At 70.0% G+C, this 19,694-nt stretch carries 18 protein-coding genes and 1 pseudogene; 8 read left to right on the top strand and 11 right to left on the bottom strand.

The features are described 5' to 3' along the window. Positions 1 to 131 precede the first annotated feature (131 nt). The 5 genes from EDD92_RS34380 to miaA form a co-directional block, all read right to left on the bottom strand. A complete protein-coding gene (locus tag EDD92_RS34380) occupies positions 132 to 1,673 on the bottom strand; it encodes a M1 family metallopeptidase (protein ID WP_123967897.1) in 1,542 nt (513 codons plus the stop codon). A gap of 118 nt (positions 1,674 to 1,791) precedes the next feature. Next, positions 1,792 to 3,915 (bottom strand): bifunctional (p)ppGpp synthetase/guanosine-3',5'-bis(diphosphate) 3'-pyrophosphohydrolase, encoded by a 2,124-nt coding sequence (locus EDD92_RS34375; RefSeq protein WP_123967896.1) that lies wholly within the window; start codon positions 3,913 to 3,915, stop codon positions 1,792 to 1,794. Positions 3,916 to 4,213: 298 nt separating this feature from the next. After that, the gene (gene dapF / locus EDD92_RS34370) at positions 4,214 to 5,107 is read right to left on the bottom strand and encodes a diaminopimelate epimerase (protein WP_123967895.1); all 894 of its coding nucleotides are present in this window, start codon (positions 5,105 to 5,107) and stop codon (positions 4,214 to 4,216) included. Positions 5,108 to 5,242: 135 nt separating this feature from the next. Beyond that, entirely contained in the window at positions 5,243 to 5,746 is a 504-nt protein-coding gene (locus EDD92_RS34365; RefSeq protein WP_123970671.1) for a hypothetical protein, read from the bottom strand. A 108-nt stretch (positions 5,747 to 5,854) separates the two neighbouring features. After that, positions 5,855 to 6,793 carry a tRNA (adenosine(37)-N6)-dimethylallyltransferase MiaA gene (gene miaA / locus EDD92_RS34360; protein ID WP_123967894.1) on the bottom strand — a complete coding sequence of 313 codons (939 nt, stop codon included), beginning with the start codon at positions 6,791 to 6,793 and terminating at the stop codon, positions 5,855 to 5,857. 182 nt (positions 6,794 to 6,975) lie between these two features. Between miaA and EDD92_RS34355 the strand changes: the two genes are divergently transcribed. Then, the gene (locus EDD92_RS34355) at positions 6,976 to 7,245 is read left to right on the top strand and encodes a hypothetical protein (protein ID WP_123967893.1); all 270 of its coding nucleotides are present in this window, start codon (positions 6,976 to 6,978) and stop codon (positions 7,243 to 7,245) included. Between the two features lie 61 nt (positions 7,246 to 7,306). After that, positions 7,307 to 7,576 (top strand): antitoxin, encoded by a 270-nt coding sequence (locus EDD92_RS34350; RefSeq protein ID WP_123967892.1) that lies wholly within the window; start codon positions 7,307 to 7,309, stop codon positions 7,574 to 7,576. A gap of 69 nt (positions 7,577 to 7,645) precedes the next feature. Here the strand turns inward: EDD92_RS34350 and EDD92_RS34345 are convergent, their stop codons facing one another. From EDD92_RS34345 to EDD92_RS34330, 4 genes and pseudogenes are all read right to left on the bottom strand, one after another. Beyond that, a complete protein-coding gene (locus EDD92_RS34345) occupies positions 7,646 to 8,383 on the bottom strand; it encodes a class III extradiol dioxygenase subunit B-like domain-containing protein (RefSeq protein WP_123967891.1) in 738 nt (245 codons plus the stop codon). Positions 8,384 to 8,437: 54 nt separating this feature from the next. Further along, entirely contained in the window at positions 8,438 to 9,955 is a 1,518-nt protein-coding gene (miaB, locus tag EDD92_RS34340; protein ID WP_123967890.1) for a tRNA (N6-isopentenyl adenosine(37)-C2)-methylthiotransferase MiaB, read from the bottom strand. A 58-nt stretch (positions 9,956 to 10,013) separates the two neighbouring features. Then, positions 10,014 to 10,333 (bottom strand): annotated as a pseudogene (locus EDD92_RS34335) (response regulator transcription factor); the annotation flags it as partial. Between the two features lie 188 nt (positions 10,334 to 10,521). Further along, positions 10,522 to 10,926 (bottom strand): MazG nucleotide pyrophosphohydrolase domain-containing protein, encoded by a 405-nt coding sequence (locus EDD92_RS34330; RefSeq protein WP_123967889.1) that lies wholly within the window; start codon positions 10,924 to 10,926, stop codon positions 10,522 to 10,524. Between the two features lie 111 nt (positions 10,927 to 11,037). Between EDD92_RS34330 and EDD92_RS34325 the strand changes: the two genes are divergently transcribed. Continuing rightward, complete coding sequence (locus EDD92_RS34325; protein WP_123967888.1) at positions 11,038 to 12,039, top strand: TAXI family TRAP transporter solute-binding subunit; 1,002 nt, start codon at positions 11,038 to 11,040, stop codon at positions 12,037 to 12,039. 43 nt (positions 12,040 to 12,082) lie between these two features. Here EDD92_RS34325 and EDD92_RS34320 read toward each other — a convergent pair whose 3' ends face one another. Continuing rightward, on the bottom strand, positions 12,083 to 13,486 hold the full coding sequence (locus EDD92_RS34320) for a HAMP domain-containing sensor histidine kinase (protein WP_123967887.1): 1,404 nt from the start codon (positions 13,484 to 13,486) through the stop codon (positions 12,083 to 12,085). A 9-nt stretch (positions 13,487 to 13,495) separates the two neighbouring features. Then, a complete protein-coding gene (locus EDD92_RS34315; RefSeq protein WP_123967886.1) occupies positions 13,496 to 14,182 on the bottom strand; it encodes a response regulator transcription factor in 687 nt (228 codons plus the stop codon). Positions 14,183 to 14,476: 294 nt separating this feature from the next. Between EDD92_RS34315 and EDD92_RS34310 the strand changes: the two genes are divergently transcribed. From EDD92_RS34310 to EDD92_RS34290, 5 genes are all read left to right on the top strand, one after another. Then, on the top strand, positions 14,477 to 15,253 hold the full coding sequence (locus EDD92_RS34310; protein WP_030947272.1) for an amino acid ABC transporter ATP-binding protein: 777 nt from the start codon (positions 14,477 to 14,479) through the stop codon (positions 15,251 to 15,253). 68 nt (positions 15,254 to 15,321) lie between these two features. Continuing rightward, complete coding sequence (locus tag EDD92_RS34305; RefSeq protein WP_123967885.1) at positions 15,322 to 16,158, top strand: glutamate ABC transporter substrate-binding protein; 837 nt, start codon at positions 15,322 to 15,324, stop codon at positions 16,156 to 16,158. Between the two features lie 117 nt (positions 16,159 to 16,275). Beyond that, the gene (locus EDD92_RS34300; RefSeq protein WP_123967884.1) at positions 16,276 to 16,941 is read left to right on the top strand and encodes an amino acid ABC transporter permease; all 666 of its coding nucleotides are present in this window, start codon (positions 16,276 to 16,278) and stop codon (positions 16,939 to 16,941) included. Beyond that, positions 16,938 to 17,858 (top strand): amino acid ABC transporter permease, encoded by a 921-nt coding sequence (locus EDD92_RS34295; RefSeq protein WP_123967883.1) that lies wholly within the window; start codon positions 16,938 to 16,940, stop codon positions 17,856 to 17,858. Before EDD92_RS34300 ends, EDD92_RS34295 begins: the two co-directional genes overlap by 4 nt. Positions 17,859 to 18,033: 175 nt before the next feature. Then, positions 18,034 to 19,647 carry an FAD-dependent monooxygenase gene (locus EDD92_RS34290; protein ID WP_123967882.1) on the top strand — a complete coding sequence of 538 codons (1,614 nt, stop codon included), beginning with the start codon at positions 18,034 to 18,036 and terminating at the stop codon, positions 19,645 to 19,647. The last annotated feature ends 47 nt before the right edge of the window (positions 19,648 to 19,694 follow it).

Here is a 19,694-nt window from a genome sequence, read left to right as displayed (position 1 = left end):
ATGGGGATTCCGGTACGGCGATCGCGACAGCGGTCACTGTGCAGAACGTACGAGTACCCCGGGAGATTCCCGCGACCCGTGCCGCGCCGACCCGAAGATGGTCGCACGGCACGGCCCGTCCGGTCATCGCCTTATTTCGCGGATTTCGCAGCCTTCGCGCCGGGTGCCGCCGGCTTCCAGTCCGGGTGGCCGGGCATCGGCGGGGTCTTCTTGCCGTACAACCAGCCTTCGAAGAAGCCGCTCAGGTCTCGTCCGGAGATCCGGGAGGCGAGTCGTTCGAAGTCGGCGGTGGTGGCGGTACCGTCACGGTGGAGGTTCACCCAGGACCGTTCCAGGCGCTCGAATGCGGGGCGGCCGATCTCCTGGCGCAGGGCATAGAGCGCGAGTGCGGCGCCGTCGTAGACGTTCGGGCGGAAGATGCTGATCTTCTGACCGGGGTCGGGCGCCTTGGGCGCGGCCGGCGGCCCACCCGCGGCACGCCAGCCGTCGGAGGCGGCGTACGCGGCCTTCATGCGTGTCTCCATGGGCTTGTGTCCCACCTCCTCCGCGTACAGCGCCTCGTACCAGGTGGCGTGCCCTTCGTTGAGCCACAGGTCGGACCAGGTCTGCGGGCTGACGCTGTCACCGAACCACTGGTGGGACAGCTCGTGCACCATGATCGACTCGACGTACCACTTGGGGTAGGTGTGGCCGGTGAAGAGCTCTTTCTCGAAGAGAGAGAGCGTCTGTGTCTCGAGTTCGAAGCCGGTGGACGCCTCTGCCATGAGCAGGCCGTACGTCTCGAAGGGGTAGTGGCCGACCTTGCTCTCCATCCAGGCGATCTGGTCGGGGGTCTTGGCGAGCCACGGTTCGAGCTCTTTGACGTCCTTGGTGGGCACGACGTCGCGTACGGGCAGGTGGTGCGGCCCGGTGCGGTGCAGGACGGTGGAGCGGCCGATGGACACCTGGGTGAGCTCGGTGGCCATGGGGTGCCGGGTGCGATACGTCCATGTGGTCGTCTTGGCGCCGCGCTCCACGCCGGTCGGCAGGCCGTTGGCCACGGCTGTGTAGTCGTTGGGGGCGGTGATCCGGATGGTGAACAGCGCTTTGTCGGAGGGGTGGTCGCTGCACGGGAACACCAGGTGTGCGGCATCGGCCTGGTTGGCCATGGCGAGCCCGTCCTCGGTGCGTACCCAGCCGCCGTCCTGGTCCTTGGCGGCCTGGGGGTCGCTGCTGTGCCGGACGGTGATCCGCGTCCAGGTGCCCCGGGGCAGTGGCCTGGCGGGCGTGACAACGAGGTCGTCACCCGCGCTGGTGAACGTGGCCGGCTCACCGTTGACCTGGACCGATTCGACCTTGCCATGTGCGAAGTCGAGGTTCAGCCGGGCCAGGTCCGTGGTCGTCGACGCGTTGATCGTGGTGACGGCCTGGAGGGGTTTGCTGTTGGTGCCGGGATAGGTGAACGAGAGGTTGTACGACTGCACGTCGTATCCGGGGTTGCCGAGGTCCGGGTAGAGGCGGTCGCCGATGCCCAGGGGGGCCGGGGGCGAGCTCGCGGCCAGGAGGCAGACCGAGACGGCGGAGGCGAGCAGTGCGGTCGCCTTCAGGCGGCCGGGAGGGCGGCGGAACCGAGCCGCGATGCCGGGACGCGGGCCGTGGGGTCGTGGGGCCTGGGAGCGCGGGGTGAGCAGCATGGATCACGGCTATCAGCGCGCGCGTGCCGGACGGCGACGACTCGCGTTCGGCCCACCCGAATGGGTAAGTCGGGTGCACGTGTGCGGGTCTGGCGCCGTGGGGCGCGCGGTCCGGCGCTCACACCCCAGGCGTCTGCGCCCGGCTCACGTCGTAGACCCCCGGCACATTGCGCATCGCCCGCATCAGCGCGGGCAGGTGGGCCGCGTCCGGGAGTTGGAGGGTGTACGTGTGACGGACGCGTTGCTGGGTCGGGGGTTCGACCGTCGCGGACACGATCTCGGCGCCTTCGAGGGCCATGGCCTCCGTCAGGTCCGCCAGCAGATGGGGGCGGACGAACGATTCGGCGAGCAGCGTGACCCGGCACTCGGTGGTGTCCCCCCAGCGCACATCGACCTCCGCGCGCCCCCCGCTCTTCATGCGCTCCACGGCGGCGCACTCGACGCGGTGGACGGTTACCACACCGCCCCGTACGGCGAAGCCGGTCACCTCGTCGGGCGGTACGGGCGTGCAGCAGCCGGCGAGGCGTACGGTCGCGCCGGGCTGGTCGACCGTGATGTCGGCGGTGGTGGGACGTGAGGTCGGTCCCTCCGCGACGGGCCGGAGAACGGCCGAGGGCTCCCCGTCGGTCTCCTGCGCTGCCTCCTGCGCCTCCTCGTGCGTCGGATGGGCCGCCAGCCATCGCTGGATGGCGATACGGGCAGCAGGCGTGTGTGCGTGCTCCAGCCACTCCCTGGAGGGCTCGGAGGCCGGGTCCTGGCCCATGAGGAGCTGGACGGTGTCACCGTCCCGCAGGACCGTGCTCAGCGTCGCCAGGCGGCCGTTGACGCGGGCGCCGATGCACGCGTGCGCGTCCTCGCCGTACTGGGCGTACGCGGCGTCCACACACGTGGCGCCCTCGGGCAGACCGAGCGTGCCGCCGTCGGGACGGAAGACGGTGATCTCACGGTCCTGGGCGAGGTCCTCGCGGAGGGTGGACCAGAACGTGTCCGGGTCGGGCGCGGCCTCCTGCCAGTCGAGGAGGCGGGAGAGCCAACCCGGGCGGGTGGGGTCGACGCGCTCGCCGTCGGCCGGAGCATGCTCCTCGGGAGGCGGAGCATAGGGGTTGCCGAGCGCGACGACGCCGGCCTCGGCGGCCTTGTGCATCTGGTGGGTGCGGATGAGGACTTCGGCGACCTGGCCGTCCGCGCGCGCGACCGCGGTGTGCAGGGACTGGTAGAGGTTGAACTTGGGGACGGCGATGAAGTCCTTGAACTCCGAGACCACGGGCGTCATACAGGTGTGCAGTTCACCGAGGACGCCGTAGCAGTCCGCGTCCTCGTTCACCAGCACCAGCAGGCGGCCGAAGTCGCAGCCGCGCAGCTGGCCGCGCTTGCGGGCGACGCGGTGGACGGAGACGAAGTGCCGCGGCCGGATGACGACTTCGGCCGGGATGTCGGCGTCGCGCAGCACGCCTCGTACCTCGTCGGCGATCTCGGCGAGCGGGTCGTCGGCGCGGGAGGCGTTGTCGACGATCAACTCGCGTGTGTGCTCGTACTCTTCGGGGTGGAGGATCGCGAAGACCAGGTCCTCCAGCTCGGTCTTCAGCGCTTGGACGCCGAGCCGCTCGGCGAGCGGGATCAGGACGTCGCGGGTGACCTTGGCGATGCGTGCCTGTTTCTCGGGGCGCATGACGCCGAGGGTGCGCATGTTGTGCAGCCGGTCGGCGAGTTTGATCGACATCACGCGGACGTCGCTGCCGGTCGCGACGAGCATCTTGCGGAAGGTCTCGGGCTCTGCGGCGGCGCCGTAGTCGACCTTCTCCAACTTGGTGACGCCGTCGACGAGATAGCGGACCTCCGAGCCGAACTCCTCGCCGACCTGATCGAGGGTCACGTCCGTGTCCTCGACGGTGTCGTGGAGCAGAGAGGCCGTCAAAGTCGTGGTCTCCGCGCCGAGTTCTGCGAGGATCAGCGTCACCGCGAGCGGGTGCGTGATGTACGGCTCGCCGCTCTTGCGCATCTGACCGCGGTGCGAGGACTCGGCCAGCACGTAGGCGCGGCGCAGGGGTTCGAGGTCGGCGCTGGGGTAATGGGCGCGGTGAGCGTCGACGACATGACTGATGGCGCTGGGCAGCCGGTCACGGGTGGCGGGGCCGAGCAGGGCGGCACGGCCGAGGCGGCGCAGGTCGATCCGGGCCCGCCAGCGCGCCGCCGGGCCTGTTACCGAACCTGGGGTCGCGGGATTCGTGGCCTCCGCACTCATGGGCACCTCCGGCTGCGTGGACCGGCGGACGGGGTGCCCCATGGCGGACACGGCTCAGGGGATGGCAACGGTCCCCCGTCCGGGCCGGTGCTTGATGCTACCGAGCCCATCACGTGCGGCTGACCGCCTCTCGCCGAGCGTGAAACGGATCACCCATTCGAGCGAAGGTCTGTAGGTTTACGGTTTCGCGCCACGCGACAGGGAGCCGCCCGTGATTTCGAACGCGCGGTCGTCGCCCGGGAGATGCTCCTGTGCACCACTCGGCACACAGGCCTCGGATCCCAAGTCACCGCGCTGTTCAGCGAACGAAAGATTCCAGCCACTCGGGTGCGATCTCGCCCTCGGCGACGATCACTGCGGGACCGGTCATCTCGATCTCGCCGTCGGGCTGTTCGGTGATGACCAGGGTCCCGCCGGGGACGTCGACGGTGTACGTCGCCGGGCTTCCGGTGACGGCCGGGTCGACGCCGTCCCGGCGGGCGGCGGCCACGGCGACGGCGCACGCGCCCGTGCCGCACGAGCGGGTCTCGCCCGCGCCGCGCTCGTGCACGCGCAGCGCGACGTGCCGGGGGCCGCGGTCGACCACGAACTCCACGTTCACGCCGTCCGGGTATGCGGAGGCCGGGCTGAACGGCGGCGGGGAGTACAGGTTGCCGGCGTGTGCGAGGTCGTCGACGAACGCGACCGCGTGCGGGTTGCCCATGTTCACGTTCCGCGCGGGCCAGCTGCGCTCGCCGACGCTCACCGTGACGTCCCCTTCGGGGAGACGCGCCCTGCCCATGCCGACGGTGATGTCGCCCGCGGCGGAGCCGCTGTTGGATGCAGCCTTCGCGATGTGCACGCTCTTCACGCCCCCACGTGTGGCCACCGCGAGGTCGCCCTCGGCGACGTACCCGGCGCGCTGGAGGTAGTGCGCGAACACCCGCACGCCGTTGCCGCACATCTCCGCGATCGAGCCGTCGCCGTTGCGGTAGTCCATGAACCACTCGGCCTCGGCCGCCATGTGCTGAGCCTCGGGGTGCGCGGCGGACCGCACCACGTGCAGCAGACCGTCACCGCCGATGCCCGCGCGGCGGTCGCACAGGGCGGCGACGGCGGCCGGGGGGAGGTCGATGGAGTTCTCGGGGTCCGGCACGATCACGAAGTCGTTCTCCGTACCGTGGCCCTTGAGGAAGGCGATCCGCGTGCTCATTCCTCGATCGTACGGGAGCGCTCCGCTGGGAGAGCCGGGACGGGGTCGCGGTTAGGTGCGGGTCCGTTGTGGCTGGTCGCGCCCGCGCGGCGGGGCCGCATGTCGACACAGCCCCGTGCCCCTCACAGGGGTGCTTCAGCGGAGCCTTGCCACGCGCCACACGGCGAGCACGACAACCGCTGCGACCACCACGACGTACGCCAGCACGACCCGCCAGTCCGGTCGACGGCCGGAACCCCGCGGTGGGAGCCCGGGGCCCGTGTAACCCACCCGGCGGGCGGCCATCATGCCCCAGCCGGCCGCGCAGGAGCAGATCAGCAGGCCCAGCATGGCGATCACGGCGCCGCTGTCGCCGAAGTCGAAGGCGAGCGGGAAGGCGAACATCAGGGAGCCGACCGCGGCCAGGGCGACGATGGGGGCGAGCTGCCAGATACGCAGACGGCGCTGCGGGCGCAGCTCGACCTCGACCTCGGGGCCACCGGCGAACATCTCGTCCGGCTCGGGGCCGTCGGCGGTCACTCCGCCCTGCGTCTCGTCGGGCCCGTCGGGGCTCAGACGGTTCTCGTCCTGCTCCGGATCACCGCTCTCGACGGTGAGGGGCTCGGTGCCTTGTGCGGTGTCGCGAGGGCCGGCCTCCATCGCCACGCGCCCTCCCAACTAGGACTCCACTTGGTCGATCGAAGCTCGATGATGGCACGGCGCCGGAGGCCCGAACGGCGGCCGGAGCGTCCCGATGCCATGACGTGATCAGGCTGTAACCGGTCGTTCGACCAACGCCAGTGCTCGGTGCGGAAGTTCTGTGAGATCCGCCGCAGCCCCGCTCAGCCAGTGCACCCGCGGGTCGCGCCGGAACCAGGAATCCTGACGGCGCGCGAAGCGCTTGGTGGCGCGCACGGTCTCGGCCCGCGCCTCCGCGTCGGTGCACTCTCCGGCCAGCGCCGCGAGCACCTGCTGGTAGCCGAGCGCGCGGGCTGCCGTACGCCCCTCGCGCAGTCCCTGCGCCTCCAGCGCACGCACCTCGTCCACAAGCCCGGCGTCCCACATCCGGTCCACCCGGCGGGCGATGCGCTCGTCGAGTTCGGGGCGGGCCACGTCGACGCCGATCTGGACGGTGTCGTAGACCGAGTCATGGCCGGGCAGGTTGGCGGTGAAGGGCTGACCGGTGATCTCGATCACTTCGAGGGCCCGGACGATACGGCGGCCGTTGCTGGGCAGGATCGCCTGCGCCGCCTCGGGGTCCGCGGCGGCAAGTCTGGCGTGCAGCGCGCCGGAGCCGCGCAGCGTGAGCTCGTCCTCGAGCCGGGCCCTGACCTCGGGGTCGGTGCCGGGGAACTCCAGGTTGTCGACGGCCCCGCGGACGTACAGGCCGGAGCCGCCGACCAGGATCGGCCAGCGACCTTCCTCGAGCAGGCCGTCGATCTTGGCGCGGGCCAGCTTCTGGTACTCGGCGACGGACGCCGTGACCGTCACGTCCCAGATGTCGAGGAGGTGGTGCGGGATGCCGCCGCGCTCCTCGGGCGTCAGTTTGGCGGTGCCGATGTCCATCCCCCGGTAGAGCTGCATGGAGTCGGCGTTGACGACCTCGCCTCCGAGCTGCCGGGCGAGGAAGACGCCCAGATCGGACTTTCCGGCCGCGGTCGGTCCGACGACGGCGATGACTCGGGGGGCGGGGGGTGCGGTGCTCACTGCACCAGTCTCGCAAACCCCGCGGGCACTCCTCGAACGAGTTACGTGACGGCACGGGTGCCGGGTCGTTGCCCGTTGCGAGGTTCTCGCCGCCGGTTTCGGGGGGCGGCGACCCGGGCGGCGCAAACGGACGCACCGGACGACGCGGGATTTCGCCCGCACGAGTAACGTATGGAGTGGATATGGGCGTTTTCGCACGACTTCTTCGGAGGTCGAAGGCTACGGAAGAGGCGTCAACCGCCGAGGCTCAGGCAGACACACCGACGGCCGAGCCCTCGACGGAGGAGGCGGCAGAGGCGAAGGGGTCGGCCGAGGCCGAGGAGCTGACCGAGGGCGAGCCGGAGACGACGGAGGCCGCCGAGTCCGCCTCCGGCGAGGGCGTCGAGATCCCCAAGCAGCAGTCCGCCGAGGAGGCGGCCGACAGGGACGCCGGCGAGGACGCCCGCACGTAACCGCCCTGGCGCGAGTGGGCCGAAGGGGCATGCCGAGCCCGGGAACAACGGAAGGTGGACCATGGGTCTCCTGAACAACCTCAAGGCCAAGCTCAACCCGGCCAAGGACAAGGTCTCCGGCCTCGCGCAGCAGCACGGGGACAAGATCACGCACGGTCTCGACAAGGCCGCGAAGGTCGTCGACGAGAAGACCAAGGGCAAGTACAGCGAAAAGATCCACACCGGGACCGGCAAGGCCAAGGGAGCCATGGACCGACTCGCGCACAAGGACGACACGGGTGCAGGCGGTGGCACGACCGCACCGCCGGACTCCACGCCGCCTGCTTCCTGAACGGCACGGCACACGGACGGACGGCCGCGGGGCCCCGGGCTCCCGGCCGTCCGCCGTTTGCCCCCGCCGCTACGACCAGGTCGCGACCAAGTAGCCCACGCCGTACGGCGCGTCCTCGTACAGCAGCGCGCCTGCGAGGTCCGAGCCCTCGGCCGCGCCCGCGAGGACCTGCCAAGGAGCTCGGCCCGATGCCTTCAGCTCGGACGCCAGCTCTGTGTCCAGCACTTTGAGGGCCGCCACGTCCGCCGCTCCCAGCGCACGCGCGACCTCCGCGTCGAAGGGCGCCGCGCGCTCGTCGAGGTAACCGGGGGCCTTGAGCGTGCGGCAGGCGCTGGCGTCGCCCATGACCAGCAGCGCCACCCGCTCGGCCCCAGCGGCGATTTCCCTTCCGACTTGAATACACCGGTCGGCCGCCAGAGGTTCCCCCACGCCGAGTCCCTCGATCGGGGCGTCGGACCAACCGGTGCGCTGCAGCAGCCACGCGGCCACCGCCAGCGAGGGCGGAAGCGACCGCTCCGACGCCTCCGGGGCCGAAACTTCGGCCTCGGCGTGCTTGGGCCTGCCGAGCCGTACGTCCACCTCGACGCCGAAGCCGCGGAAGGAACCCCGCGCGCCCTCCGGATACGGGCCTCGGCCGCTCTGATCTGCGGGACCCACGACGACCAGCCGGTCGGGCCGGGCGGCCGCGAGCACACCGAGCGCGTCCGTGCACGCGGCACGCGCTACGTCCATCTCGGCGGCGGCACCAGCGGCGACCTCGGGCACGAGCAGCGGAGGGCAGGGGCAGACTGCGGCGACGACAAGCATGATCGGCAGGGTAGCCGCGGCGCCTGGCGGCGGACACCGCGCCGGGCGGACCGGTCAGTCGCAGCCGCAGCCGCTCCCCGTCGCGACCGGCAGCGGCTCGGGCACGCCGATCTTCGGCAGGCCCAGCAGCACGCCCGCCGGCTTCGCCGCCTCGGCCGCGTTGCGCTTCTCCCAGGCGTCCCCCGCGCGCGTGCGGCGCACGTCGAGGACGGCGCCCTCGGCGAGGAGGTGGTGCGGGGCGGCGTACGTTATCTCGACCGTGACCACGTCGCCGGGTCGCACCTCCTGCTCGGGCTTGGTGAAGTGGACCAGGCGGTTGTCGGGGGCGCGGCCGGAGAGGCGGTGGGTGGCGCCGTCCTTGCGGCCCTCGCCTTCGGCGACCATCAGCTCCAGGGTGCGGCCGACCTGCTTCTTGTTCTCCTCCCAGGAGATCTCCTCCTGGAGGGCGACGAGACGCTCGTAACGCGCCTGGACGACCTCCTTCGGGATCTGGTTCTCCATGGTCGCGGCCGGGGTGCCGGGGCGCTTGGAGTACTGGAAGGTGAAGGCCTGTGCGAACCGCGCCTCACGGACCACGTGCAGGGTCTGCTCGAAGTCCTCCTCGGTCTCACCGGGGAAGCCCACGATGATGTCGGTGGTGATCGCGGCGTGCGGGATGGCAGCCCGCACCTTCTCGATGATCCCGAGGTAGCGCTCCTGCCGGTACGAGCGGCGCATCGCCTTCAGGACCGTGTCCGAGCCGGACTGCAGCGGCATGTGCAGCTGCGGCATCACGTTCGGCGTCTCCGCCATCGCCGCGATCACGTCGTCGGTGAAGTCGCGGGGGTGCGGGGAGGTGAAGCGGACGCGCTCCAGGCCCTCGATCTTTCCGCAGGCGCGCAGCAGCTTGCTGAAGGCCTCGCGGTCGCCGATGTCGGAGCCGTACGCGTTGACGTTCTGTCCGAGCAGGGTGATCTCGGAGACGCCCTCGGCGACCAGGGCCTCGATCTCGGCGAGGATGTCGCCGGTACGGCGGTCCTTCTCCTTGCCGCGCAGGGCCGGGACGATGCAGAAGGTGCAGGTGTTGTTGCAGCCGACGGAGATCGACACCCACGCCGCGTACGCGCTCTCGCGGCGCGTCGGCAGGGTCGAGGGGAACGCCTCCAGGGACTCGGCGATCTCGACCTGGGCCTCTTCCTGCACGCGCGCGCGTTCCAGCAGAACCGGCAGCTTGCCGATGTTGTGCGTGCCGAAGACGACGTCCACCCAGGGCGCCTTCTTCACGATGGTGTCCTGGTCCTTCTGCGCGAGACAGCCGCCGACCGCGATCTGCATCCCGGGCCGCGAGGCCTTCTTCGGCGCCAGGCGGCCGAGGTTGCCGTACAGCCGGTTGTCGGCGTTCTCGCGGACGGCGCAGGTGTTGAAGACGACGACGTCGGCGTCGCCGTCGGAGCCCTCGGGCGCACGCACGTACCCGGCCTCTTCGAGCAGCCCTGACAATCGCTCGGAATCGTGGACGTTCATCTGGCACCCATAGGTGCGGACTTCGTAGGTCTTCACGCCCACTGCCTGGCTCCGGTCGATGCTGCTCATGTGACAAGGGTAGGCGGTGCCGGAAGTGTCTCCGGTCGCCCTGTGGACAACCGGGGACTCAGGGCTCGATCAGACCCGCGCGGATCGCGTAGCGGGTGAGTTCCAGGCGGTCGCGCATGCCCAGTTTGTGCAGCAGGTACGCGCGGTGCCGCTCGACCGTCTTCGCGCTGATGAAGAGCAGTTCACCGATCTCCTTCGAGGTGTGGCCCTCGGCGACCCGTTTGAGGATCTCCTCCTCGCGCTCGTGACCGGCGGCGCGGGCAGGCCGTCGCCCCGGTACAGACGGTCCAGGCAGGAGCGCTCGAGGGCGCGCTCGGCGCCCGGGTACACGAACGGCTCATCACGCACGGCCGCCCGGCATGCCCCGACGAGGTCGCGCGGTCAGCGGCGGTGCTGCTGTTGATGCTGGGGCTGGAGTAGACCGCCGGTGACCTGGTCACCAACCTGAAGGCGCACCACCCGTCGGGCCTGGTCGACTGTGGGCCACGCCCCAGAACTCCCTCCGGCCGCGCACCCGCCGACCGCCAAACGGCCGGCAGGCCCGTAGGCAGCCCTGCCGCAAGACCTCACAGACCGTCGGGCGCCCACCCCTGCCGGCGCAGCACAGCGGACACGTCCGGGGCCTCGTAGTGGTCGCCCTTGAGGACCTTGCCGTCGGCGCGGCGGGCGACCAGGCCGTCGGGGCCCAGCTTGGTCATGTTGGAGCGGTGGATCTCGGCGATCACCGCGTCGAGGTCGATGCCGTGGACGAGGGCCGTGCCGTAGGCCACGTAGACGACGTCGGCCAGTTCGTGGGCGAGTCTGTCGAGCGGGCCGGTGACCGAGACCTCGGCGACCTCCGCGGCCTCCTCCGCGAGCAGTTCTCCGCGATGGGCGGCCAGCGAGGGCGACACCTCGGTGGGGGTACTGCGGGCGTCGAGCCCGACGGCGAGGTGGAATTGGCGAACCAGGTCGGCGGGCGATGAGCTCATACGGCGACTGTATCGACCGCCGCTGACAACGCCCGGTCGTGATCCCGTTGTGACCCCTGCCGGGTCAGCAGCCCTGGTCAGCACCGCGTTCCGGCTGGCAGGATCCCTCGCATGTCCAAGATGTTCCCCCGGATCGGCAGACGCCGGGCCCTGCAGGGCGCGGCTGCCGGCTTCGTCGCCTTCGGGTTGCTGCTGTGGTGGCTGCTGCCCCTGGGCGAGGCCCCTCCGAGCGGAACGATCACGTTGAGCACGGGAACGCCGGCCGGGGTGTACCAGCAGTACGGCAAGCTGCTGCGCACCGCGCTCGACAGGGACATGCCGGACCTCAAGGTGAAACTGCTGACCAGCGACGGTTCCCAGGAGAACGTCAAGCGGGTGGCGACCGGCCAGGCCGACTTCACCATCGCCGCGGCCGACGCGGTGGAGACGTACGAGCTCGCGGCCCACAACCCCGGCGCCGACAAGCTGCGTGGTGTCGCCCGCCTGTACGACGACTATGTGCAGCTAGTCGTCCCGCGCGACTCGCGCATCACATCCGTCGCGGACCTCAAGGGCAAGCGGGTGGCCATAGGACCGCCCAGCTCGGGGGTGCGGCTGATCGCCGACCGGGTGCTCAAGGCGGCCGGGATCGACGCGACGAAGGACATCACCCCCTCCGCCGACGGCATCGACACCGGGCCGGACCGGCTGAAGCAGGGCAAGATCGATGCGTTCTTCTGGTCGGGCGGCCTGCCCACGGAGGGGCTGCAGAAGCTCGCCGACACCTTCAACTTCCGGTTCGTGCCGATCGAGCCCGGCCTCGTCGCCAAGCTGCACGGCCAGAACCGGGCGACCCGCTACTACCGCGCCACCAACATGCCGGAGTCGGCCTACCCCAGCGTCCAGGGCGGGCACGCCGTGCCGACACTGACCGTGTCCAACCTGCTGATGACGCGCAAGGACATGGACCCGCGGGTCACCGAGTGGCTGACCCGCACGGTGATCAGGAGCCGGGACGGCATCGGTACGAAGGTCCACTCGGCGCAACTCGTCGACCTGCGCACCGCGATCTACACCGACCCGCTGGCCCTGCACGAGGGCGCCCGGCGCTACTACCGCTCGGTCAAGCCGTAGCGGTGCTAGCTCTCGGTCAAGCCGTAGCGGTGCCACCTCTCGGTCAAACGGCCGGGCTGTTCCTCGGCACGGACACCGTCACCGTGAGCCCGTGCGGCTCGTGACGGCCGTACGAGATGGAACCCCCGCCCGCTGCCAGCAGCGTGCGCGAGATGGACAGGCCGAGCCCGGAACCCTTGATGTTCTGGTGGCGGCTGCTGCGCCAGAAGCGGTCGCCGACGCGGGCGAGTTCCTCGTCGGTCAGGCCAGGGCCGTTGTCGGTGACCACGACGGTCGAAGTGTGACCGTCGGCCGCGACCGTGACCTCGACGCACTCGTCCTTCGGCGTGAACTTGACCGCGTTGTCGATCACCGCGTCCAGCGCACTGGAGAGCGTGACCGGGTCGGCCCAGGCGGTGGTCGGCGGGCAATGTCCCACCAGCCGTACGCCCTTGGCCTCGGCGGTCGGCGTCCAGGCCGCGACGCGCTCGGCGGTCAGCGCGCCGATGTCGGTGATCCGCAGGTCGGCCTCGGTGTGCTCGGCCAGGGCCAGGTCGAGCAGGTCGTCGAGGACCTCCGCGAGGCGCTTGCCCTCGGTGCGGACCGATGCGATCTCCTCATTGTCCTCCGGCAGTTCGAGAGCGAGCAGTTCGATGCGCAGCAGCAACGCCGCAAGGGGGTTGCGCAGCTGGTGCGAGGCGTCGGCGACGAAGGCGCGCTGCTGCTCCAGTACGTCCTCGACGTTGTCCGCCATCTCGTTGAACGAGCGGGCCAGGCGCCGGAGTTCCGGAGGCCCGCCGGCGGCCGCCACCCGGGACTTCAGGCGGCCGCTCGCGATCGCGTGCGTGGTGGCGTCCAGCACCCGTACCGGCCTGAGCACCCAGCCGGTGAGCCGGAGCGCGGCGCCGACGGCCAGCAGCATCGCGGCGATCTCACCCACGCCGATGACCAGCCAGCCGTGCAGGATCCGCGAACGCAGCGCCCCGGTGGGCGAGTCGGTGACGACGACCGCCACGACATCGCCGTCCCGGATGACCGGTGAGGCGACCACCAGACGGTGGCGCTGCCAGGGCCACACCTGCTTGGGGTCGTGGCTGCGGCGGCTGAGCAGGGCCTCGGCGAAGGCATCGCGCACCTCGCCCTGGTCGGGGAGGTAGAAGTCCTGCGGCGCCTGGGCCATGGGGATGTCGGTGCGGCAGAACACCCCGGCCCGGATGCCGTAGACGCCGTAATAGCTGGCGAGTTCACTGCTCAGAGTCTTGAGCCGCTCGTCCGTGGAGGTGCGCGTGAAGCTGCAGGCGTCGGTGACGAACTGGGCGAGGGACGCGAAGCGCGCCGTGTCGTCGATCCGGTCGACGACGACCTTCTGCTGCTGAGCGGCGGCCACGCTCACGGCGAGTGGGATACCGAGCGCGAGCAGCACGGCCGCCATCAGGACGATCAGCAGCGGAAGAAGACGAGTACGCACCCGTGCACGCTACGAGGCCGGGGCGACAAGCCGGTAACCGACGCCGCGTACGGTCTCGATCAGGGCCGGCATGCGCAGCTTGGCGCGCAGGGACGCGACGTGCACCTCCAGGGTGCGTCCGGTCCCCTCCCAGCTGGTGCGCCACACCTCGCTGATGATCTGCTCCCGGCGGAAGACGACGCCGGGGCGCTGCGCAAGGAGGGCGAGCAGGTCGAACTCCTTGCGGGTCAGTTGGACAACCGAACCGTCGACGCTGACCTGCCGGGTGGGCAGTTCGATGAGCATGGACCCGAGGCGCAGCTCGTGGTCGCCGCCCGCCCCTGCGTCCTCGTGGACGCTGCGCCGGCTGACGGCGTGAATACGGGCGAGCAGTTCCCCGGTGTCGTACGGCTTCACCACGTAGTCGTCGGCGCCGAGGTTGAGGCCGTGGATGCGGGAGCGGACGTCGGAGCGCGCGGTGACCATGATCACCGGGGTGCTGGTGCGCTTGCGGATCTTGCCGCAGACCTCGTATCCGTCCTGGTCGGGCAGGCCCAGGTCGAGCAGGACGACGCCGAAGCCGTCGCCCTCCGGAACGAGCGCCTGGAGAGCTTCCTCGCCGCTACGCGCGTGCGTGACGTCGAAACCGTGCCGCGCCAGAACCGCAGAAAGAGCGGCGGCGACATGGTTGTCGTCCTCGACGAGGAGCAGTCTCATCCGGGCCTCCTTCGGTTCATCGGCCGTACGATCAGGATGGATAGAGCTGGATGGAAAACGCCTGCACGCGCGCGTGCACAACGCAGTCACGCTGATGGACGACGACGGCGTCAAGCGGGTTCCGGTTGCGGACCGCTTTAGTTACCCGGCCGATACCGGCCCTCGCGCAACTGCTACGACATGTGTCCGATTGCTATCAGATCGTGATGCTCAGATTCCCCTCAGATGTAATGACGCTGGTGGAACGGGGTTACTACTGTCCTCCGAAACCGAGGAGGACGGAGCCCGATAGCGATGACCGAAGTATCGGTGGCCAAGGAAGATGTGGCCGCGACCGGCGAACTGGTCGTCCTGAAGAGCGTCAACAAGCACTTCGGCGCGTTGCACGTACTCCAGGACATCGACCTGACGATCGCCCGCGGCGAGGTCGTCGTGGTCATCGGGCCCTCCGGGTCCGGTAAGTCCACCCTGTGCCGCACCATCAACCGCCTGGAAACAGTCGACTCGGGCTCGATCACGATCGACGGCAAGGCGCTGCCCCAGGAGGGCAAGGAGCTGGCCCGGCTGCGCGCCGACGTCGGCATGGTCTTCCAGTCCTTCAACCTCTTCGCGCACAAGACCGTGCTCGAGAACGTGATGCTGGGCCAGATCAAGGTCCGCAAGGCCGACAAGAAGAAGGCCGAGGAGAAGGCCCGGGCCCTGCTCGACCGGGTGGGCGTGGCCACCCAGGCGGACAAGTACCCCGCACAGCTCTCCGGCGGCCAGCAGCAGCGCGTCGCCATCGCGCGGGCCCTGGCCATGGACCCGAAGGTCATGCTCTTCGACGAGCCGACGTCGGCTCTCGACCCGGAGATGATCAACGAGGTCCTCGAGGTCATGCAGCAGCTCGCCCGCGACGGCATGACCATGATCGTCGTCACCCATGAGATGGGCTTCGCACGATCGGCTGCAAACCGCGTGGTGTTCATGGCGGACGGCCGAATCGTCGAGGAGGCTGCGCCAGACCAGTTCTTCAGCAATCCGCGCAGCGACCGGGCGAAGGACTTCCTGTCGAAGATCCTTCACCACTGACGGTTCGCCCCGCTCAGCCGCCGGCCATCGCCGGCCCCTCTCTCTTCACCAGCCAAAGGATGTTCACCATGAAGCTCCGCAAGGTCACCGCCGCTTCGGCCGCCGTGCTCGCCCTCGCTGTGGGTGCCACGGCTTGCGGGTCGAGTGACAACAACAGCAGCTCCTCCAGCAGCGGCGGCGGCAAGATCAAGATCGGCATCAAGTACGACCAGCCGGGCCTCGGCCTGAAGGAGCCGAACGGTTCCTTCTCCGGCTTCGACGTGGACGTGGCGACCTACGTGGCCGGGAAGCTCGGCTACAAGCCGAGCCAGATCGAATTCGTCGAGACCAAGAGCGCCGACCGTGAGAACGCGCTCCAGCGCGGCGACGTCAAGTTCATCGTGGCCTCGTACTCGATCACCGACGAGCGCAAGCAGAAGGTCGACTTCGCCGGCCCCTACTTCCTGGCCCACCAGGACCTGCTGGTCAAGCAGGACTCGAAGATCACCAAGGGCACGGACCTCAACGGCAAGAAGCTGTGCTCCGTGACCGGCTCCACCTCGGCGCAGAAGATCGTGAAGATCGCCCCCAAGGTCAACCTCAAGGAGAACAGCGGCTACTCGGAGTGCGTCTCCAGCCTCCAGAGCGGGGCCGTGGACGCGCTGACCACCGACGACTCGATCCTCGCTGGCTACGCCTCGCAGGCCCAGTACAAGGGCCAGTTCAAGCTCCTCGGGCTCAAGCTCAGCAACGAGAACTACGGCATCGGTGTGAAGAAGGGTGACACCGCGACCGTCAACAAGATCAACGACGCCCTGAAGAGCATGGTCAGCGACGGCACCTGGAAGAAGGACGTCGATAAGAACTTCGGCCCGGCCAAGTACAAGTACGAGCCCGCCCCGAAGATCGGCGTCATCGTCCAGTAGTCCAGGAAACCGCAGCCACCGCAGGGTTCCACAGGGGCGCGCCGCTGCCAGCCGCGATCACGGCGGCGGCGCGCCACACCCTCCTCGTACGCCACACACCCGGAAGCGCGGGAGATCGTGTTCGACTTTCTTCAAGGTTATGACGTCCTGGGGGCGTTCTGGATGACGGTGAAACTCACCGCCATCTCCGCCGTCGGCTCCCTGGTCTGGGGCACCCTGCTGGCCGGGATGCGGGTCAGCCCGGTCCCGCTGATGCGCGGGTTCGGCACCGCCTATGTCAACATCGTCCGGAACATCCCCCTGACGGTCATCATCGTCTTCAACTCGCTCGGCCTCGCCGACATCTTCGGCGTGACGCTGGGCGCTTCCGACTTCAAGGTGCAGGGCTTCAGGCTGGCGGTGCTCGGATTCATCGCCTACACCTCTGCCTTTGTCTGTGAGGCGCTGCGGTCCGGCATCAACACGGTGCCGCTGGGGCAGGCCGAGGCGGCCCGCGCCATCGGGCTGAGCTTCGGCCAGACCCTCCGGCTGATCGTGCTGCCGCAGGCGTTCCGTTCGGTCATCGGCCCGCTGGCCAACGTGCTGATCGCCTTGACCAAGAACACCACCGTGGCGGCCGCGATCGGCGTGGCCGAGGCCGCCGCTCTGATGAAGACGATGATCGAGAACGAGGCTCAGACGCTGCTCATCGGCGCGGTCTTCGCCTTCGGCTTCGTGGTTCTGACCCTTCCCACCGGCCTCATCTTCGGCTGGCTGGCCAAGCGACTGGCGGTGAAGCGATGACCTCGGTCCTCTACGACGCCCCCGGCCCCCGGGCCAAGAGGCGCAACGTCCTGTTCTCGGTGGTCTTCGTCGCCCTCCTCGCCCTCCTGGCGTGGTGGATCTGGCGGACGATGGATGACAAGGGCCAGCTGAAGTGGTCCCTGTGGCAGCCGTACACCACGTCCGAGGCATGGACGACGTATCTCCTGCCCGGCCTCGGCAACACCCTGAAGGCCGCCGCGCTCTCCATGATCATCGCCCTGCCGCTGGGCGCCTTCTTCGGTATCTCGCGCATGTCCGACCACCGGTGGGTGCGGGTACCGGCCGGAGTGGTGGTCGAGTTCTTCCGCTCGATCCCGGTGCTCCTGCTGATGCTGTTCGCGAACGAGTTCTACTCCCGCTACACGAACGTCACCACGGACGACCGGCCCCTGTACGCGGTCGTCACCGGCCTGGTGCTCTACAACGCCTCGGTCCTCGCCGAGATCGTCCGGGCCGGCATCCTGGCGCTCCCCAAGGGGCAGACGGAGGCCGCGTACGCGATCGGCCTGCGCAAGGGCCAGACGATGACCAGCATCCTGCTCCCCCAGGCGGTGACGGCCATGCTGCCGGCCATCGTCAGCCAGCTGGTGGTCATCGTGAAGGACACCGCGCTGGGCGGCGTCATGATCGGCTACGAGGAGCTGCTCAGCGCGCGCAGTACCTTCGCGGCCAACTATGCCGACGTCATCCAGAGCTTCGTCGGCGTGGCAGTCATCTTCATCGTGGTCAACTTCCTCCTCACCAGCTTCGCGAGCTGGCTGGAGCGCAGGCTGCGGCGCAGCAAGAAGAGCACGGGCGCGGTCCTCGGTGAGGACACGGTGGAAGTCAACCCCGCCGCGATCGGCGGCACCTACGGGACCGGCGCCGGCGCAGGCGGCGGCTTGGGCGGCGTCTGATGATCAGTCAACTCGTCTGACCCGCACGGAGGCAGTGGCATGATCGCCACTGCCTCCGTCGCTTGACGCAAACCCCGCCAATGGGTTGCATACGTTCTGTGATCGTGCACCCTGCTCCAACTTCCTGTTCACATACGTCCGTCAGGACGCCGCCACGAGCAGGGGGCGCCGCGCCGTGGACCCGGTGATCATCGTCGGCGCGGGGCCCGTCGGGCTCACGCTCGCCCTGGCGTTGGCCCGTCAGGAAGTGCCCTGCGTCGTGCTGGACGAGGGCCCCGGCAAGGACGAACCACGCCCCGCGCGCACCGTGGTCCTGCGCGAGGACACCGCCGCCCTGATGGAGCGGCTGACCGGCCAGCCGCTCGCGCGGGAAGGGGCCCACTGGGCCGGATGGCGGTCGATGCGGCGCAAGCAGGTGATGCGCGAAGTCACCTTCGGCGACCACGAACCCGCCCCCCTGCACATCGCCCAGCATGTCCTGACCGGCGCCCTTCGCGCCGCCCTGGCCACCGAGCCGCTCGTCGAGGTCGCCGTGGACAGTCGCCTCGACACCGTCGAGCAGGAGGCCTCGGGGGTCACTGCCCACACCCGCGGCCCCAAGGGCACCTGGTGGCGCGGCAGTTATCTGGTCGGCTGCGACGGCCCGCGCTCCACCGTGCGCAAGCTCCAGGACATCCGTTTCCCGGGCCGTACCGCGGTGGAGCGGCACGCCGTGGCCGCGCTGCGTACGGAACTTCCGTGGTCGGACGAAGCGTTGCTCCATCGGATGCCGCCATGGCGGACGTCCGGGCCCTCGGCCGGGGAAGTGACCGCCCGCCCCCTCCCGGACGGCGTGTGGCGCCTGGACTGGCTGCTGCCGCCGGGCAAGGATCTCGTCACGCCAGAGCTGCTGCTGGCCCGCATCCGGGAGACCCTGGCCGGCTGGACCGGGGGCCCGACACCCCCGTATGAGCTCCTCGACACCGGAGTCCACACAGTCCACCACCGGCTGGCCCGCCGCTGGCGGGTCCGCCGGGTCTTCCTCGCCGGAGACGCGGCGCACCTGCTCGGCGCGCTGGGCGCGCAGGGGCTCGACGAGGGGCTCAGGGACGCCGACAACTTGGCCTGGAAGCTGGCGCTCGCCTGGCACCACGGGCCGCACGAGGCTCTGCTCGACAGCTATCAGGCGGAGCGGCGCGGGGTCGTCGCCGGGCGGCTGCGTGCCGCCGACCAGGTGCTGCCGCTGCTGCGCGGCGGCGGAGGGCTGCGCCTGCCCGGCTCGGCCCGCGGCCACGACGCGCTGCTTACGGACGGTCACCTGGGGCGCGGGACACTCGGGGCGCCGGGGGCGTACGCCACCTCCCCGCTCGCTCCCCCGCACCTCGAAGCCGAGGTCCCCGTGGACACGGCGCCCGGCGAGCCGGTCACCGATGTGCGGGTCACCGCGGAGGACGGCACCTTCGTACAGCTGCGGGACCGGCTCGGGCGCGACGCCCTGCTCGTGGTGCTGATCGCGCCGGGCACGGGGGTGTGGGACCGCAAGCACTGGATGTCCGCCGGGATCATGCCCCGGCTGGCGGCCGCGGTGGCCGCGCTGCCGCACCACGCCGAGCTGCTGGTCGCCGAGAGCTATCCCGGTGCGGCCGCCCACACCGTGCTGCTGGTACGCCCGGACGGGCACCTGGTCACGGCGCTGGGCGGAGTGCGACCGGCCGACCTCTACTCGGCGGCGGAGGCGACGCTGGGGGGACCGGCGAAGGCGGAGGCCACGGCTGCGTCGGCCTCGGCCTCGGCCTCGGCCTCGAAGTGACCCTACTCACCGTCACTCTATGGTCCACATAGTGACGGTGAGTTGAC

The organism is Streptomyces sp. TLI_185 (assembly GCF_003814765.1).
Lineage (GTDB): Bacteria > Actinomycetota > Actinomycetes > Streptomycetales > Streptomycetaceae > Streptomyces.
Note: the sequence above shows the minus strand (reverse complement) of the source record. Positions and strands in the feature narration are given on the sequence as shown.

Excerpts from the sequence above, each read along its gene's own strand:
- EDD92_RS34380 (WP_123967897.1), bottom strand. The coding sequence starts at position 1,673 with ATGCTGCTCACCCCGCGCTCCCAGGCCCCACGACCCCACGGCCCGCGT.
- EDD92_RS34375 (WP_123967896.1), bottom strand. The coding sequence starts at position 3,915 with ATGAGTGCGGAGGCCACGAATCCCGCGACCCCAGGTTCGGTAACAGGC.
- dapF (WP_123967895.1), bottom strand. The coding sequence starts at position 5,107 with ATGAGCACGCGGATCGCCTTCCTCAAGGGCCACGGTACGGAGAACGAC.
- EDD92_RS34365 (WP_123970671.1), bottom strand. The coding sequence starts at position 5,746 with ATGGAGGCCGGCCCTCGCGACACCGCACAAGGCACCGAGCCCCTCACC.
- EDD92_RS34355 (WP_123967893.1), top strand. The coding sequence starts at position 6,976 with ATGGGCGTTTTCGCACGACTTCTTCGGAGGTCGAAGGCTACGGAAGAG.
- EDD92_RS34350 (WP_123967892.1), top strand. The coding sequence starts at position 7,307 with ATGGGTCTCCTGAACAACCTCAAGGCCAAGCTCAACCCGGCCAAGGAC.
- EDD92_RS34345 (WP_123967891.1), bottom strand. The coding sequence starts at position 8,383 with ATGCTTGTCGTCGCCGCAGTCTGCCCCTGCCCTCCGCTGCTCGTGCCC.
- miaB (WP_123967890.1), bottom strand. The coding sequence starts at position 9,955 with ATGAGCAGCATCGACCGGAGCCAGGCAGTGGGCGTGAAGACCTACGAA.
- EDD92_RS34330 (WP_123967889.1), bottom strand. The coding sequence starts at position 10,926 with ATGAGCTCATCGCCCGCCGACCTGGTTCGCCAATTCCACCTCGCCGTC.
- EDD92_RS34325 (WP_123967888.1), top strand. The coding sequence starts at position 11,038 with ATGTCCAAGATGTTCCCCCGGATCGGCAGACGCCGGGCCCTGCAGGGC.
- EDD92_RS34315 (WP_123967886.1), bottom strand. The coding sequence starts at position 14,182 with ATGAGACTGCTCCTCGTCGAGGACGACAACCATGTCGCCGCCGCTCTT.
- EDD92_RS34310 (WP_030947272.1), top strand. The coding sequence starts at position 14,477 with ATGACCGAAGTATCGGTGGCCAAGGAAGATGTGGCCGCGACCGGCGAA.
- EDD92_RS34305 (WP_123967885.1), top strand. The coding sequence starts at position 15,322 with ATGAAGCTCCGCAAGGTCACCGCCGCTTCGGCCGCCGTGCTCGCCCTC.
- EDD92_RS34295 (WP_123967883.1), top strand. The coding sequence starts at position 16,938 with ATGACCTCGGTCCTCTACGACGCCCCCGGCCCCCGGGCCAAGAGGCGC.